Raw genomic sequence first — 15,079 nt, forward strand, 5'->3', positions numbered from 1 at the left:
CGCGACGCGCTGATGGGTCGCCGCTGCCGCCCTGAAGGTGTGCGGGCCTGTATCGCTGTGTGGCTCAGCAACGTGAGCGCGACGAGGTGCAATCCGCCACCGCCGAGGAACTCAGCGATGCCTCACCAACCCCGCGGACAAAACCCCGCCCGACCCGCGGAGCGCTACGCGCTGATGGGCCGCGACCACGAAGGAGTAGCCCCCGTAACCCGGCACACCGCGAGATACAGAGGAATCGGCGGGGTGTACGGAAGCTTGCCGTCCGGCCTGTGGATCAGGCCGGGCGGGCGCGGAGCGTCCGGGACCAGTGCGCCGGTGGTGTAGCGGGCCGGGGCGGGCCAGTCCAGGGCGTAGTCGGAGTCGGACGGGACGATCCACCACCAGTGCGCCTCGTCGGCGTAGACACAGCCGACGCGGGGCAGGCGGGGCAGGACCAGTGGGCCGAAACGGGCGGGTACCGCGACGGCGTCGCAGCCGAGCGGGGCGGTCATGCCCTCGGGGACGGGCAGTCGCCGGGGCGTGCCGGGACCGTGCAGTGCGCGGCCCAGGCGGACCAGCGTGTCGAGACTGAGTACCTGGCCGGGACCGGACACGCCGCTCAGACCCATTCGACCCCCGACCCGAAGTCCCCGAAACCGACGGGATGCCCGGTCTCCGCGGAGTCCGGGAGGTCGCCGACGTCCTGGTGGCCCAGCCCCCTGAAAGGACGTATGTCCTCCTGGCCCAGCCCCCTGAATCGGCCCGCGTCCTCCCGGCCCCGCGTTCCGGAGCCGGCCCCGTTGCCGAGACCGCCCCGGGTACCGGAGTTGGCCCCGTTGCCGAGACCGCCCCGGGTACCGGAGTTGGCCCCGTTGCCACGGCCGCCCCCGGTTTCGTGCGCCCGGCTCCCGAAGCCGCCGAGGTCCAGACCTCCGAAGTCGCAGGCACCCCCATGCCCGCCGGGGGCATCCCCATGCCCCCGCCCCGGAAATACGCCCAGATCCTCGAAGGCCCCGAAGTGTGCCGTCGCCTCGTCCTCGTCGCCCGAACCGCCCGACGGCACCGGCTTGGGTCGTGCGCCCCAGCCCAGGTCGTTGCGCGGTACGGAGCTGTCGTGGCCGGGGGCCGGGTGGTGGCCGGCGACCGGGTCCGCCTGCCGCGGCAGGTCGGCCCAGACCAGCAGGCCGGGACCGTGTTCCTGAGCACCCCAGGCCCGGCACAACCCGTCGATGAGAAGCAGTCCCCTCCCGTGCTCCTCATCGGGGCGCTGCGGGGAAGGACGCGGCTCACCGGGAGCACAGCCCTCGTCACGGACGGCTATCCGCACCAGGTCGTCGACGTCGTGCAGCTCGCAGACTATGTGGCTGCTCGCGGTGTGCACGATCGCGTTGGTGACCAGCTCGGAGACGACCAGAACCGCCGTGTCGCAGGTGTCCTCGCACACGGACCAGCCGGACAGCCGGGCCCGCGTCAGGCGTCTCGCCTGGGCGGGGGAACCCGGATGGGCGGCCAGCTCGAACCGGAACCGGCGCTCGGCAGCGGCCCCACCAGGGACGGCTCCCGCGGCGGCACCGAGACCGAGGCGGCCTGCGGCGGCGTCTGTTCCTAAGGGCGCGGACGGAATCACGCTTGCCACTATCGCCCCGCCGTGAACACTTGGCAAGTGTCACTATGAAAAATGCAGAGTGCCGTATGACGCTCTGGATGGTCGTGGCACACTGCTCGCAACAGAAAGTCGCGCGGCGCCAGTTGGGATCTCCGGAGGTCTGTCCAGATCTTCGAATGAGTCTTCGAATGGCGCCGCAGGGCTGTCAGGATTCAGTCGCCGGGCCGCCGGCGCTCCCGGTCCCGGCCGCCATGACGCACGGGCTGCCAGGACTTGTCCGCCGCCGGGACATGTCCGCCGTCAGGACCCATCAGGACTCACAGGAATCATTCGGGGAGGTCGAGCGTGAGCGAGCCGCGGTCCGCACCGACGGTCGGCCAGGTCGTCCTCGGCCGGCGCCTGCTGGACCTGCGGGAACGGGCGGGGCTCAAACGCGAGGAGGCCGCCCGCATCCTGCGCGTCGCGCCCGCCACCGTCCGCCGTATGGAGATGGCCGAGGTCTCCCTCAAGATCCCCTACCTCCAGCTCCTCCTGAAGTCCTACGGCATCTCCGACGAGGAGGCCGAGGCCTTCGTGCGGCTGGCCGAGGAGGCCAACAAGCCCGGCTGGTGGCAGCGCTTCCACGACATCCTGCCCGGCTGGTTCTCGATGCACGTCAGCCTGGAGGGCGCGGCCGCGCTCATCCGGTCGTACGAACCGCACTTCGTGCCCGGCCTGCTGCAGACCGAGGACTACGCGCGCGGTGTGCTGAAGTCGGGTGCCATCGGCCAGACCGACCCCGACGACATCGAGCGCCATGTGGCGCTGCGCATGCAGCGCCAGGACCTGCTCACCCGTCCCGACGCGCCCCGCTTCTGGGTCGTCATGGACGAGACCGCCCTGCGCCGCCCGGTCGGCGGCCCGGAGGTGATGCGTGCACAGATCGACAAACTGCTCGACGCCACGAAGCTGGCCAACGTGACCTTGCAGGTCGCCCCGTTCTCCTCGGGGCCGCACCCGGGCACGTACGGGCCCTTCGTGCTGTTCCGATTTGCCATGTCAGAACTGCCGGACATGGTCTACAGCGAGTACCTGACCGGCGCCGTCTATCTGGACGCGCGCGAAGAGGTGGCGACCCACCTTGAGGTCATGGACCGCATGGCGGCGCAGGCCGCTACGGCACATCGCACGAAGGAGATCCTCAAGGATCTCCGCAAGGAGCTGTGAATGGATCGCATCAAGCCGCGTATGAGCGTCTACAACGGTATGCCCGCGCGGGACTTGGGAAGCGAAGGCTGGCACAAGCCGTGGAGCGGCGGCAACGGCGGCAACTGTCTGGAGGCGATGAAGCTCGCCGACGGCAGGATCGCCGTCCGTCAGTCCACCGACCCGGACGGGCCGGCCCTGATCTACACCACCGACGAGATGACGGCCTTCATCCAGGGGGCGAAAGCGGGCGAGGCGGATTTCCTGCTCTCCTGACCTGACCCGTGCTGAATGCTTTCTCCCTCCCCAACCTCCTTATTTTGGTACTCACTTGAACACACATCGCCACATCGCCACCCAATGGATCCTCCGTAGATCAGATCCGGCCCGGTTTCTCCGTACGACTTGCACGTGTCAGTCGTGCACACCGGGTGTCAGAAGCTGAGCACACCGGACGACTCGTACCGGCGCCGTACGCCCCGCCTCCTCCGCAGGAGCGAGCCGGGGCGTACGGCTGCTCATCCGGCAGCGGGGGCACCCGTCGGCCCGTCGGGCGGGAGCACCTCGCACAGCGCCTCCAGCGCGGCCCCGAACGCGGCCTCCGAGGGGGTCGCGTAGCCCACGACGAGACCGTCCTGAGTCGCTGTTGTCGTCATGCCTGTTGTTGTCGCGCTCGTCGGCGCCGCTTCCGGGTGCCGGTACGCGGCGAGCCCGTCCAGTGCGACGCCCTGCCAGGCCGCGGCCTTCAGCGCGGAGCGCTCCGTGCCGGGCGGCAGCCGCAGCACCGCGTGCAGGCCCGCGGCGACCCCGGTGACCTCGACGTGCGGGGCCTGTGCGGCGAGCGCCGCGACCAGGCGGTCACGGCGGTGCCGGTACCGCTGTCGCATCCGCCGCACATGACGGTCGTAGGATCCCGACGAGATGAAGTCGGCGAGGCTCAGTTGGTCGAGGACGCTCACCCAGGCCTCGCGCTCGCCCTTGGCCGCGAGCGCGCCCTCGACGTAGCGCTCCGGCAGCACCATCCATCCCAGGCGCAGCGCGGGCGACAGGCTCTTGCTGACCGAGCCGAGGAAGATCACCCGCTCCGGGTCGAGGCCCTGGACGGCGCCGACGGGCTTGCGGTCGTAGCGGAACTCCCCGTCGTAGTCGTCCTCCAGGACCAGCCCGTCACGCGCGCGTGCCCAGTCGATCACGGTGGCCCGGCGCTCGGCGTGCAGCGGGCCGCCGGTCGGGAACTGGTGCGCGGGCGTGAGCAGTACGGCCCGCTCCTTCGCCAACTCCTCTACGCGCGCGCCGTGTTCGTCGATCGGCAGCGGTACGGTCCGGACGCCGGCCGTCCGCAGCAACTCCCGGTGGAAGCCGAGTCCGTACGCCTCCACGGCGAGCGGCCCGCGCAGCATTCCGCCGCCGCCCTGGCCGAAGAGCAGCCGCAGCCCGTGCGCGAAGCCGGAGCAGATCACGATCCGGTCCGGTGTCGTCCGTACGCCACGCGCGCGTGCCAGGTACTCCGTGAGCGCCTCCCGCAACTCGATCCGGCCGGCCGGATCGCCAGGTCCGAACACCTCGTCGGGCGCCTGCTGGAGCGCCCGCCGGTAGGACGCCAGCCAGGCCGCGCGCGGGAACGAGGACGCGTCGGGCGTGCCCTGCCGCAGGTCGTGCCGGGGCGCACGCGCGCGTGGAGGTGCCGTAACCGGGCCGTGCCCGGCGTGGCGCGCCGGCTGCGCCCGCAGCGGCCGGGCACGCTCGGCGACCAGGGTGCCCGAGCCCTGGCGCGCGGTCAGCCAGCCCTCCGCGACGAGTTCCGCGTACGCGGCCGCGACCGTGTTGCGGGCGACCCCGAGATCCGCGGCGAGCGAGCGGTACGGCGGCAGCCGGGTGCCCGGGGCGAGCCGCCCGTCGCGCACGGCCGCCCGCAGCGCGTCGCTGAGGACGGCCCGCCGACCGCCCGATCCGGACAGCTCCAGATACAGGTCGGCGCCGATCCGCTCCGCCGAATTGACCCATGACCTCGCCATGAGAATGCACCTTACCGTGGGCCTTTTCGGCTCGTAGATTCATCACATGACGACGAACACGACCGACATCACCGGTACGGCGACCCGCATCGACCTCGCGAAGTCCGCCCCGAAGGTCTTCCGCGCCCTCATCGGCTTCGACGCCGCCGCCCGCGAGGGCCTCGACCCCTCGCTGATCGAGCTGATCCAGATCCGCGCCTCGCACCTCAACCACTGCGCGTACTGCCTCCACATGCACACCAACGACGCCCGCAAGGCAGGCGAGAGCGAGGACCGGCTGCACATGGTCGCCGTCTGGCGCGAGGCCCGGCACTTCTTCACGGACCGCGAACAGGCCGCGCTCGCCCTCACGGAGGCGGTGACCCTGGTGGCCGACGGCGGCGTCCCGGACGATGTCTACGCCCAGGCGGCCGCCCAGTTCGACGAACAGGAACTGGCCCACGTCCTCGCCCTGGTCCTGACCATCAACACCTGGAACCGGGTCGCCCTGTCGACGGCGAAACTCGCGGGCACGGACGGCCGCCGCTGAGCCGGCGGTGCCTTCAGTGGAGGCCCGTCCGGCCTCACACCACCATCGGCCGGTCGTACGGCCCGATGGGCGCCGGGAGTTGTGAACTTCCGGTCAGATAGCGGTCGACGGCCGCCGCCACGGCCCGCCCTTCCGCGATCGCCCAGACGATCAGCGACTGGCCGCGCGCGGCGTCGCCCGCGACGAACACTCCTCGCGCGCTCGTCGCGAAGTCCGCGTCCCGGGTGATCGTGCCGCGGGGTGCCATCGCCAGCCCCAGTTGATCGATGAGGCCGTCCTTGCGGTCGGGCCCGGAGAACCCGAGGGCGAGCAGCACCAGATCGGCGGGGAGGCTGCGGTCGGAACCGTCCAACGGGCGGCGCCCCGCGTCCACTTCGACCAGGTGCAGCGACCGCACCCGGCCGTCCGCGTCGCCCTCGAAGTGGAGGGTCGAGGCCGCGAACAGCCGGGCGTCCGCGTGCGCCGCGGGCGCGGTCTCCAGATCGCGCGCCTCCTCGTGCGCGGCCGAGAGCCGGTAGATCTTCGGATACGTCGGCCAGGGCTCCGCGTCCTCGTCGCGCTCGGCGTCCGGCTGGGCGTAGATGTCCAACTGCGTGACGGACGCGGCTCCTTCACGCACCGCCGTACCCAGGCAGTCCGCCCCGGTGTCACCGCCGCCCACGATCACGACATGCTTCCCGGCGGCCGACAGGGGAGAGGCCGACAGGTCTCCCTCGCACACCCGGTTGGCCAACGGCAGGTACTCCATCGCCTGATGGACGCCGGTCAACTCTCGTCCCGGCACAGGGAGTTCACGCCAGGCCGTCGCTCCTGTGGCGATCACCACCGCGTCGTAGCGCGCTCGCAGGTCGGCCGCCCCGACGTCCTGGCCGACCGTCGTCGACGTACGGAACTTCGTGCCCTCGGCCCGCATCTGCTCAAGCCGCCGTTCCAGATGCCGCTTCTCCATCTTGAACTCGGGGATGCCGTACCGCATCAGCCCGCCGAGCCGGTCGTCCCGCTCGTACACGGCGACCGTGTGCCCGGCCCGCGTCAACTGCTGTGCCGCGGCAAGGCCGGTGGGCCCGGAACCGATCACCGCGACGGTCCGCCCCGACAAGCGGTCCGGTGGCCGAGGCGGCGCGAAACCGTCGCTCCAGGCACGGTCGGCGATGGCCACCTCGACGTTCTTGATGGTCACCGCGGGCTGGTTGATGGCGAGCACACACCCCGCCTCGCACGGCGCCGGGCACAACCGCCCGGTGAATTCGGGGAAGTTGTTGGTGGCGTGCAGCCGGTCGGCCGCCGCCCGCCAGTCGTCCCGGCTGACCAGATCGTTCCACTCGGGGATCAGGTTGCCGAGCGGACAGGCCTCGTGGCAGAACGGGACACCGCAGTCCATGCACCGGTCGGCCTGCCGGTTGACGATCGGCAGCAGCGCGCCCGGGACGTACACCTCGTCCCAGTCCCGCACCCGCTCCTCGACGGGCCTGCGGGGCCACTCCTCGCGCGGAGTGGTCATAAAACCCTTGGGATCGGCCATGGCCGTCTTCCTCGCGTCCGCATGCGACAGGCCGTGCGTCATCGGGCGGCACTCTTTCAGCCACGATAAGGCCGTACGGCAGGACATGCAGAGCGGGAAGACCGCCTTGTTGCGGGGCGCCGCCCGGTCCTCACTCAGTTGATCTTGAGGTTTCCCTCAGGTGAGGGCCAGCATGTACACCAGCGCGGCGGCGGCCGAGGCGGCCGCGCGGACGTGATTCCACATCGTCCACTCGCGTATGTACGACGGCCAGTACGCGGCGGCCTCCGGTGTCCCCGGGTCCAGCTTCAGCAGTGCCTCGTTGCGCGGCACGTTGGCCACGAGGGTCAGCCCGAACGACCCGACCAGATACAGCGCGCTGCCCAGCAGCAACTCGGTGGTCCCCCGGTCGGGCAGCAGCACGAACGTCACCACCGCGATCACCGCGCACACCACCGCCGAACCGGCGAACAGCAGCATGAAGACGGGGGTCGTCGCCGCCCTGTTGATCGCGTTCATCGCGGCGACCGCCTGCGCGGGCGGCAACTCGGCCAGCCCCCGCATGACCAGCACGGAGAAGGCGCAGAACACACCGGCCATCACCCCGGTCGTGAGCACCCCCAGAACCGTCAGGGTCACATACGGTTCACCGATCATGCCGACACCAACTCCCGCCCGTAGAGCCGAGATCCTGCCCACCGCCACCCACCAGGACAAGTCAGGGCCGGCCTCGCTCCGGTAACCATGGCCGAGAATCGCCGGACCGCACGCGAACGTCCACTGCTGCCTCCGGCATACGCGCCCGACTCTCCCGCCACCCCCGCAGCACCCCCTCCACCCGCACCGAGATCCGCCGTCGCGCCTCATGCCGGGGCACCCCGCTCATCAGCAACTGGTCGTAGGGCGTGTCCACATGCCGTACGGACGCCACCACCGCCGAGATCACCGCGCCCTCGGACAACGCCCGCCCCGCCGCGCTCCGCCCCACCCGCCCGCTGCCCCGCACCGAGGCATGCGCGGCGATCGTCCGCGCCCGCTCCTGTGGACAGCCGGGGAACAGCCGTCGTATCTCCGCCGCGAACGCCGCCGTGAACCGCACGTCCTCCGCGGCCCGCCGCCCCGCGTCCCGTACCCGGCGCCGCCGTCGCGCCTCCGCGTCCGCCAGACACCGCTCCTCGGCGCGCGCGAGCCCCGCCTCCTCGACGAGGACACCCTGCCGCTCGTACCGGCCCCGACGCCGCTCGAACCGCACCACCACCGCCGACAGCGCACTCTCCTCCCGCGCCCGGCGCGTCAACGCCGTGTCCCCGCGCGGCAGGAACACCAGATGCCCGAGGTCGCCGCAGTCAAGACACCGAGGCACCCCACCCTCGACCACCACCAGCGGCAACGGCCCACACCGGCACTCGGCACAGTGCCGCTTCCTGAGCGGCTGAACGACCATCGGCCCACCACGGGGCGGCGGAGCCGCGAACGATGCCATACGGGATGCATTCCCTTCCGCCATACCCCTCTCCCCTCTTCCCCTTCCCGTACCTGCTCGCCGCCCGCCGAAGCCACCACCCCGACGCGCCCTGACCGGAACCTGCCGCATCATGGGCCCTGTGCGACTGGAAGCGATCACCTGGGACCGGCTCGGCGACCTCCTCGCCGAGCGTCTGCTCGATCTGAAGCCGGCCGACGGCGGCCCCTGGCCGCGTATCGCCTTCGACGGTGCCCCGGCGGCCCGGCCGGGCGATCTCGCCGAGCGGGTCTCGGAGGCGCTGCGCATACGCGGCCGCTCCTCGCTCGTGGTCGGCACCGAGGGCTTTCTGCGCCCCGCCTCGCTGCGTCTGGAGTACGGGCACCAGGACGTCGAGGCGTACTACGACGGCTGGTTCGACACCCGTGCCCTGTGGCGCGAGGTCTTCGGTCCGCTCGAACCGGACGGTGAGGGCCGGGTCCTGCCCGACCTGTGGGACCCGGCCGCCGACCGGGCCACCCGCAGTCCCTACGTCCAACTCCCGCCCGGTGCGGTCCTGTTGCTGCACGGTCCCTTCCTCCTTCGGCACTGGTTCCCCTTCGACCTGACCGTTCACGTCCTCCTCTCACCCGGTGCCCTGCGCCGCCGTACCCCCGAGACCGAGCACTGGACCCTCCCCGCCTTCGAGCGCTACGAGGACGAGACCGACCCGGCCGGGACGGCGGACGTCCTGGTGCGCGCCGACGATCCGCGTCATCCGGCGTGGGGCGGGTGGCCCGAGGACTGAGCCGTATCCGCTCGACGGCAGGCGCGCCGGAAGTCGCGACCGCCCGGGTGCGTTCACCCGGCAGCGCGGCGAGAATGTAGGGCGCCGGGACTAGCGGAACGTTCTGTGCCGCGCCGGCCGTCCGGCACCGGGAGGTACTTCATGACCACCGCCGGAGACATCATGCACCGGGGCGCCCAGTGGATCCCCGCCCATGAAACCCTGGACCGCGCCGCCCAGCTGATGCGGGAACTGGGCGTCGGAGCCCTGCCCATCAGCGACGAGAACGAACGGCTCTGCGGCATCCTCACCGACCGGGACATCGTCGTCGGCTGTGTGGCCATGGGCCACGACCCGGCGAGGATCACCGCGGGCGAGATGGCCCAGGGCACACCCCGCTGGATCGACTCCGGCGCCGATGTCGGCGAGGTGCTCCAGGAGATGCAGGGACACCAGATCCGCCGGCTCCCCGTCATCGAGAACAAGCGCCTCGTCGGCATGATCAGCGAGGCCGACCTCGCCCAGCACCTGACGGAGGACCAGCTCGCCACCTGGGTCGAGAGCGTCTACGCCCGGAGCGCCATGCGCTGAACTCCCCGTTCAGAGCCAGCCGTTGCGCCGGAAGCCCCGGTACAGCACCAGACAGGACACGGATATCACGCCGAGGACCAGGGGATAGCCGAACCGCCAGTGCAGCTCCGGCATGTGGTCGAAGTTCATGCCGTACACACCGCACACCATCGTCGGTACGGCGATCACCGCGGCCCAGGCCGTGATCTTCCGCATGTCCTCGTTCTGCGCGACCGTCACCTGGGCGAGGTGCGCCTGAAGAATCGAGTTGAGCAGTTCGTCGAAGGACGCGATCTGCTCCTTCGCCCGCAGCAGATGGTCGGAGACATCACGGAAGTAGGCCTGTATCTCGGGGCCGACCACCCGCATCGGCCGGGTGGCCAGCTCCTCCAGCGGGCGGCTGAGGGGGACGACCGCCCGCTTCAGCTCCAGGAGTTCACGCTTGAGCTGGTAGATACGGCCCGGGTCCGCCCGCGCGCCGTTCTCCGCGAACACGTCCGTCTCCACCTGGTCGATGTCCGCCTGCACCGAGTCCGTGACGCTCAGATAGTCGTCGACCACATGGTCCGCGATCGCGTGCAGCACCGCGGCCGGACCCTTGGCGAGCTGCCGCGGGTTCGACTCCAACTCCTCGCGCAGCGGTCCCAGTGAGCCGTGCCGCCCGTGCCGCACGGTGATGACGAAGTCGGCGCCGACGAACACCATGATCTCGCCGGTGTCCACGACCTCGCTCGTCGCCGTCAGCTTCTCGTGCTCGACGTAGCAGACCGTCTTGAACACCGCGAACAGCGTCTCGCCGTAGCGCTCCACCTTCGGACGCTGATGCGCCTCGACCGCGTCCTCGACCGCCAGCGGGTGCAGGTCGAAGAGCTCGGCGATGCCCGCGAACTCGTCGTTCGTCGGCTCGTGCAGACCGAGCCAGACGAAGCCGTCCTCCTTCTTGCGCACCCGCTCGACGGTGTCCACCAGATCACCGGCGACCGGAACACGGTCACCGTCCTGATACGTGACGCACTTGACCACCGAGGAGCCCAGCGGTGACCGGGCGTGGTGGCTCAGGTCGACCCGCGGGCGCCGCCGGGCCAGCCGTGCCACCTTACGGAGGCCGCCGACCCTGCCCAGGCCCGTGACCTTCCGAAGATTCCCTGCCATGGACATCCGGATCTCCTCGCGTGGATCCCCTCGCATCGCATTTCTGCGCCTGGCGTGCCAGTTTGCCAGGCCGACGTGAGCGGCGGGTAAGCCTGTGGGAACGGAATCCTCCGCTTTGTTCCCGGCTGTGGATGAACCGGTGCACGGCCGTGGCAAGGGGGTGCGGAACCGGAGCGTCGCCCCCTCCCGACAAGCGGAGCAACTGGGATGATCGCGGCATGACGCGATCCGACGGGTATCTCCTCGACAACCGGCGTTCCGAGGCGGGACAGCGCTTCGACGCCTTCGCCACGCTCTTCGACCCCACGACGTTCCGGCACCTGGAAGGGTTCGGCATCGGACCCGGCTGGCGCGTCTGGGAGGTCGGCGCCGGCGGTACCTCGGTGGTGTCCTGGCTGGCCAAGAAGGTCGGACCGACCGGGAAGGTCGTCGCGACCGACATCGACACCTCGCAGGTCGCCTCGGCCGCCCGTCCGCCGATCGAGGTGCGCGTCCATGACGTGGGCGCCCAGGAACCGCCGGGGGAGGGCTTCGACCTCGTGCACGCCCGACTCGTCCTCGTCCATGTCCCGGACCGGGAACGGGCGTTGCGCTCGATGATCAAGTCCCTGCGCTCCGGCGGCCGCCTCCTGATCGAGGACGCCGACCCCGCCCTCCAGCCCCTGCTCTGCCCCGACGAACACGGCCCCGAGCAGCAACTCGCGAACCGTCTCCGCCACGGCTTCCGCGAACTCCTCGCCGACCGAGGCGCCGACCTCTCCTACGGCCGCAGGCTCCCGCGCCTGCTCCGCGAGGCCGGTCTGCGCCGCGTGGAGGCCGACGCGTACTTCCCGGTCACCTCACCGGCCTGCGCCGCCCTGGAATCCGCCACGGTCCGCCAGATCCGCGACCAGCTCGTCACCGCGGGCCTGGCCACCGACGAGGACATCGAACGCCACCTGGCCAACGTCGCCTCCGGCACGATGGACCTGGCGACGGCGCCGATGATCTCGGCCTGGGGGCGTAAGGCGTAGGCGGGGAGCGGGAGTTGACACCGGGTGGGAGGGTGACAGCCGGTTCAGGATGTCGACAGTTTCAGCCCTCGACCGGCGGTCGCCCTCCCACCCGTTCCACCGCCCGCGCCCCCGCCCGGCACCCCTCCCGCGCGGCCTCCTCCGGCTCGGCGCCCGTCAGCAGGGCCGCGAGGAACGCGCCCGTGAAGGCGTCGCCCGCGCCCGTGGTGTCCAAGGGGGTGGCGGGCTCGGCCGGTACGCGTGCGTGGACCGTGCCGGAGTGGGCCACGAGGGCTCCCTCGGCGCCCTGCTTGGTCACCACCAGGGGGACATGACGGCTCAGCTTGGCCGCCGCGTCCGCCGGATCGGGCAACCCCGTGAGCAGACACGCCTCGTCACGGCTGGGCAGCAGGACGTCCACCCCCTCGACGAGCGCCAGGAAACGGTCCACACCCAGCTCCACCAGGAACCCCGCCGACGCGGGATCCAGACTCACCGGCACCCCACGCGCGCGTGCCGACTTCACCGCTTTGGCCACCAGCGCCCGGCTCGGCTCGGAGAACAGCAGATAGCCCGACAGATGCAGCCGTACGACACCGTCGAGCAGCGCGTCCGACCAGTCGCCGGGGTCGAACCGCAGGGCCGCGCCACTGTCGGTGAGGAACGTCCGCTCGGCCGCCGCCCCAGTGTCGACCAGGCAGATCACCGTCCCGGTAGCCGCCTCCGGATCGACGACGAGACGGGGCCGTACCCCGGCAGCGACCAGCTCCCGCTCGTGCCACGCCGCCGCGTCCGCACCCACCCGACCGAGCAGCCGTACGTCCGCACAGCCCCAATGGGCCGCCCAGCACGCCACGTTGGCGCCCGCGCCACCCGGCACGGTGCGGATCGCGGCGGCGGTGTCGGTGCCCGGGGCGAGCGGCCCCCGGTGCCGGGCGACGACGTCGGTCACGACGTCCCCGACGACCAGGAGCGCGCCGTTCGGCTCCGTCGTCACGCTCCGGCCCAGGCCGCCGCGATCCGGCCCGCCAGCCGCACGTTGCCGCGCACGGCCGCCAGGTTGGCGCTGAGCGAGGCACCGTCGGTGTGGTCCACGAGGTAGCCGAGCAGGAACGGCGTGACGGCCTGCCCGGTGATGCCCTCGGCCTCGCACGCGTGCAGCGCGTCGGCGAGCACACGCGCGTGCAGCTCGGGATCCAACTGCTCGTCCTCAGGAACCGGGTTGGCGACGATCAGGGCCGACTCCGGGGCGTCGAGCGCGTCCTGCGCCCGCATCACGGCCGCGACCTGTGCGGGGGTCTCCAGCGTCCAGTCCACCGGGTGTCCCGAGTCGGAGAGGTAGAAGCCGGGGAAGCGGTCAGTGCCGTATCCGGCGACCGCCACGCCCAGCGTCTCCAGGCGCTGCAAGGTCGCCGGCACGTCCAGGATCGACTTCACGCCCGCGCACACCACCGTGATCCTGGTGGACGCCAGCAGCCCCAGGTCGGCGGACTCGTCCTGCGTCACCGTCCACTCCCGGTGCACCCCGCCGAGCCCGCCGGTCGCGAAGACCCGTACGCCCGCCCGTGCCGCGAGCAGTGCCGTCGCCGACACCGTGGTCGCTCCGCTCGCGCCCGCCGCCACCGCGAGCGGCAGGTCGCGGTGGCCCAGCTTGCGGATCCCCTCCTCGTTGGCGACCCGCTCCAACTGGTCCTTGTCCAGGCCGACATGGGGCCGCCCGTCCAGCACGGCGATCGTCGCCGGTACGGCCCCCTCCTGCCGTACCGCCGTCTCCAGTTCCAGCGCGACCTGCAGATTGCGCGGGCGCGGCAGCCCGTGCGCGATGATCGTCGACTCCAGGGCCACCACGGGTCGACGCGCGTCGATCGCCTCGCGTACTTCCTCGGACACCACCAGCACCACGCGCCTCCTGTCGTTCGGTCTTCCCTCATCCCTGGCGGGACTCGTGCCCCGTCAAACCCTCGCGGGCTGTGGGAGACACCACCAGCCCCAGGCGTGGCGCGAGAAAGGGGGGCCACACCCGCGTGGTCCCCCTTCCGGTCCGGAGGCGTCAGACCGGGCTCACGCCCGCCAGCGTCCCGTGCGGATCGAGCACGTACTTGCGGCTGGCGCCCTGGTCGAACTCGGCGTAGCCGCGCGGTGCCTCCTCCAGCGCGATCGGGGTCGCGTTGACCGCCTTCGCGATGTGCACGCGCCCGTGCAGGATCGCCATCATCAGACTCCGGTGGTACGTCATCACCGGGCACTGACCGGTCGTGAAGTGGTGGCTCTTGGCCCAGCCGAGGCCGAGCCGCACCTTCAGGGTGCCGCTCTTCGCGTCCTCGTCGACCCCACCGGGGTCGGCCGTGACATACAGCCCGGGGATGCCCAGCGCACCGCCCGCGCGCGTGATGCCCATCAGCGAGTTGAGGACGGTCGCCGGCGCCTCCGGGGCGTTCGGGCCGTGCGCCCGTGCCTCGAAGCCGACCGCGTCGACCGCGGCGTCCACCTCGGGCTCGCCGACGATCTCGGCGATCTGCTCGCCGATGTCGCCGCGCGAGACGTCGACGGTCTCGCAGCCGAAACTCCTTGCCTGGCCCAGGCGTTCGGCGTTGAGATCGCCGACGATGACGACCGCGGCGCCCAGGAGCTGGGCGGACGCGGCGGCCGCCAGACCGACCGGACCGGCCCCGGCGACGTACACCGTGGACCCGACCCCGGCGCCCGCGGTGACCGCGCCGTGGAACCCGGTCGGGAAGATGTCCGACAGCATGGTCAGATCGAGCAGCTTCTCGCGTGCCTCGTCCCGGTCCGGGAACTTCAGCAGGTTGAAGTCCGCGTACGGGACCATCGCGTACTCGGCCTGACCGCCGACCCAGCCGCCCATGTCGACATAGCCGTAAGCCGCCCCCGGACGGGCCGGGTTGACGTTCAGGCAGATGCCGGTCTTGCGTTCCTTGCAGTTGCGGCACCGCCCGCAGGCGATGTTGAACGGTACGGAGACGATGTCGCCCACGTCGATGAACTCGACGTCCGGACCCCGTTCGACGACCTCTCCGGTGATCTCGTGTCCGAGGACCAGCCCCTCGGGCGCGGTCGTCCGACCGCGCACCATGTGCTGGTCACTTCCGCAGATGTTGCTGGCGAGCACCTTCAGGATCACACCGTGCCGGCACTTGCGGCCGACGTTCTCGCGTGCGACTCCCGGCCCGTCCTGCAGTTCAAGCGTCGGGTGGTCGATGGTCCTGACCTCCACCGCTCCCGGCTTGAGATACGCGACTGCCCTGTTTCCGCTTCCACTCATCCGTGATCGCCGTCCCTTCGGCTCGGAGCCCTCGGACGC

General features: G+C 71.3%; 15 protein-coding genes and 1 pseudogene. 6 read left to right on the forward strand and 10 right to left on the reverse strand.

Annotated features, from left to right (window positions below; all coding sequences use genetic code 11):
• Positions 1-164: 164 nt before the first annotated feature.
• A complete protein-coding gene (locus AB0M63_RS30345; protein WP_366021677.1) occupies positions 165-608 on the reverse strand; it encodes a hypothetical protein in 444 nt (147 codons plus the stop codon).
• A gap of 398 nt (positions 609-1,006) precedes the next feature.
• Positions 1,007-1,615: pseudogene (locus tag AB0M63_RS30350) on the reverse strand (ATP-binding protein); the annotation flags it as partial.
• A gap of 315 nt (positions 1,616-1,930) precedes the next feature.
• Between AB0M63_RS30350 and AB0M63_RS30355 the strand changes: the two are divergent.
• Complete coding sequence (locus AB0M63_RS30355) at positions 1,931-2,791, forward strand: helix-turn-helix transcriptional regulator (protein WP_366021678.1); 861 nt, start codon at positions 1,931-1,933, stop codon at positions 2,789-2,791.
• Positions 2,792-3,046, forward strand: coding sequence for a DUF397 domain-containing protein (locus AB0M63_RS30360; RefSeq protein ID WP_355913104.1), 255 nt, complete (start codon positions 2,792-2,794; stop codon positions 3,044-3,046). It abuts the gene before it with no gap.
• A gap of 242 nt (positions 3,047-3,288) precedes the next feature.
• On the opposite strand, the gene AB0M63_RS30365 is transcribed toward AB0M63_RS30360, so the two are convergent.
• Positions 3,289-4,785, reverse strand: coding sequence for a PLP-dependent aminotransferase family protein (locus tag AB0M63_RS30365; RefSeq protein ID WP_355913102.1), 1,497 nt, complete (start codon positions 4,783-4,785; stop codon positions 3,289-3,291).
• Positions 4,786-4,831: 46 nt separating this feature from the next.
• Between AB0M63_RS30365 and AB0M63_RS30370 the strand changes: the two genes are divergently transcribed.
• Complete coding sequence (locus tag AB0M63_RS30370) at positions 4,832-5,314, forward strand: carboxymuconolactone decarboxylase family protein (RefSeq protein WP_355913099.1); 483 nt, start codon at positions 4,832-4,834, stop codon at positions 5,312-5,314.
• A 34-nt stretch (positions 5,315-5,348) separates the two neighbouring features.
• Here the strand turns inward: AB0M63_RS30370 and AB0M63_RS30375 are convergent, their stop codons facing one another.
• The 3 genes from AB0M63_RS30375 to AB0M63_RS30385 all read right to left on the reverse strand — a co-directional run bounded on the left by AB0M63_RS30375 (position 5,349) and on the right by AB0M63_RS30385 (position 8,298).
• On the reverse strand, positions 5,349-6,836 hold the full coding sequence (locus AB0M63_RS30375; RefSeq protein WP_366021679.1) for a glutamate synthase subunit beta: 1,488 nt from the start codon (positions 6,834-6,836) through the stop codon (positions 5,349-5,351).
• 156 nt (positions 6,837-6,992) lie between these two features.
• Positions 6,993-7,472 (reverse strand): anthrone oxygenase family protein, encoded by a 480-nt coding sequence (locus AB0M63_RS30380; protein ID WP_366021680.1) that lies wholly within the window; start codon positions 7,470-7,472, stop codon positions 6,993-6,995.
• Between the two features lie 61 nt (positions 7,473-7,533).
• On the reverse strand, positions 7,534-8,298 hold the full coding sequence (locus AB0M63_RS30385; RefSeq protein ID WP_366021681.1) for a DUF2293 domain-containing protein: 765 nt from the start codon (positions 8,296-8,298) through the stop codon (positions 7,534-7,536).
• Between the two features lie 112 nt (positions 8,299-8,410).
• Between AB0M63_RS30385 and AB0M63_RS30390 the strand changes: the two genes are divergently transcribed.
• Together AB0M63_RS30390 and AB0M63_RS30395 are read left to right on the forward strand one after the other, a co-directional pair.
• On the forward strand, positions 8,411-9,064 hold the full coding sequence (locus tag AB0M63_RS30390; protein ID WP_355913087.1) for a uridine kinase: 654 nt from the start codon (positions 8,411-8,413) through the stop codon (positions 9,062-9,064).
• A gap of 141 nt (positions 9,065-9,205) precedes the next feature.
• Positions 9,206-9,634 carry a CBS domain-containing protein gene (locus AB0M63_RS30395; RefSeq protein WP_355913084.1) on the forward strand — a complete coding sequence of 143 codons (429 nt, stop codon included), beginning with the start codon at positions 9,206-9,208 and terminating at the stop codon, positions 9,632-9,634.
• 9 nt (positions 9,635-9,643) lie between these two features.
• Here AB0M63_RS30395 and corA read toward each other — a convergent pair whose 3' ends face one another.
• Positions 9,644-10,771 carry a magnesium/cobalt transporter CorA gene (corA, locus tag AB0M63_RS30400; protein ID WP_355913081.1) on the reverse strand — a complete coding sequence of 376 codons (1,128 nt, stop codon included), beginning with the start codon at positions 10,769-10,771 and terminating at the stop codon, positions 9,644-9,646.
• Between the two features lie 212 nt (positions 10,772-10,983).
• Between corA and AB0M63_RS30405 the strand changes: the two genes are divergently transcribed.
• The gene (locus AB0M63_RS30405) at positions 10,984-11,778 is read left to right on the forward strand and encodes a methyltransferase domain-containing protein (protein WP_355913078.1); all 795 of its coding nucleotides are present in this window, start codon (positions 10,984-10,986) and stop codon (positions 11,776-11,778) included.
• A 61-nt stretch (positions 11,779-11,839) separates the two neighbouring features.
• On the opposite strand, the gene AB0M63_RS30410 is transcribed toward AB0M63_RS30405, so the two are convergent.
• The 3 genes from AB0M63_RS30410 to fdhA all read right to left on the reverse strand — a co-directional run bounded on the left by AB0M63_RS30410 (position 11,840) and on the right by fdhA (position 15,040).
• Positions 11,840-12,754: a sugar kinase gene (locus AB0M63_RS30410; protein ID WP_366021682.1), complete on the reverse strand. Its 915-nt coding sequence runs from the start codon at positions 12,752-12,754 to the stop codon at positions 11,840-11,842.
• Complete coding sequence (locus AB0M63_RS30415; RefSeq protein WP_366021683.1) at positions 12,751-13,659, reverse strand: pseudouridine-5'-phosphate glycosidase; 909 nt, start codon at positions 13,657-13,659, stop codon at positions 12,751-12,753. The genes AB0M63_RS30410 and AB0M63_RS30415 overlap by 4 nt, the downstream gene beginning before the upstream one ends.
• A 148-nt stretch (positions 13,660-13,807) precedes the next feature.
• On the reverse strand, positions 13,808-15,040 hold the full coding sequence (gene fdhA, locus AB0M63_RS30420; protein WP_366021684.1) for a formaldehyde dehydrogenase, glutathione-independent: 1,233 nt from the start codon (positions 15,038-15,040) through the stop codon (positions 13,808-13,810).
• Positions 15,041-15,079: the final 39 nt, after the last annotated feature.

This window comes from Streptomyces sp. NPDC051576, assembly GCF_040681835.1.
Taxonomy (GTDB): domain Bacteria; phylum Actinomycetota; class Actinomycetes; order Streptomycetales; family Streptomycetaceae; genus Streptomyces.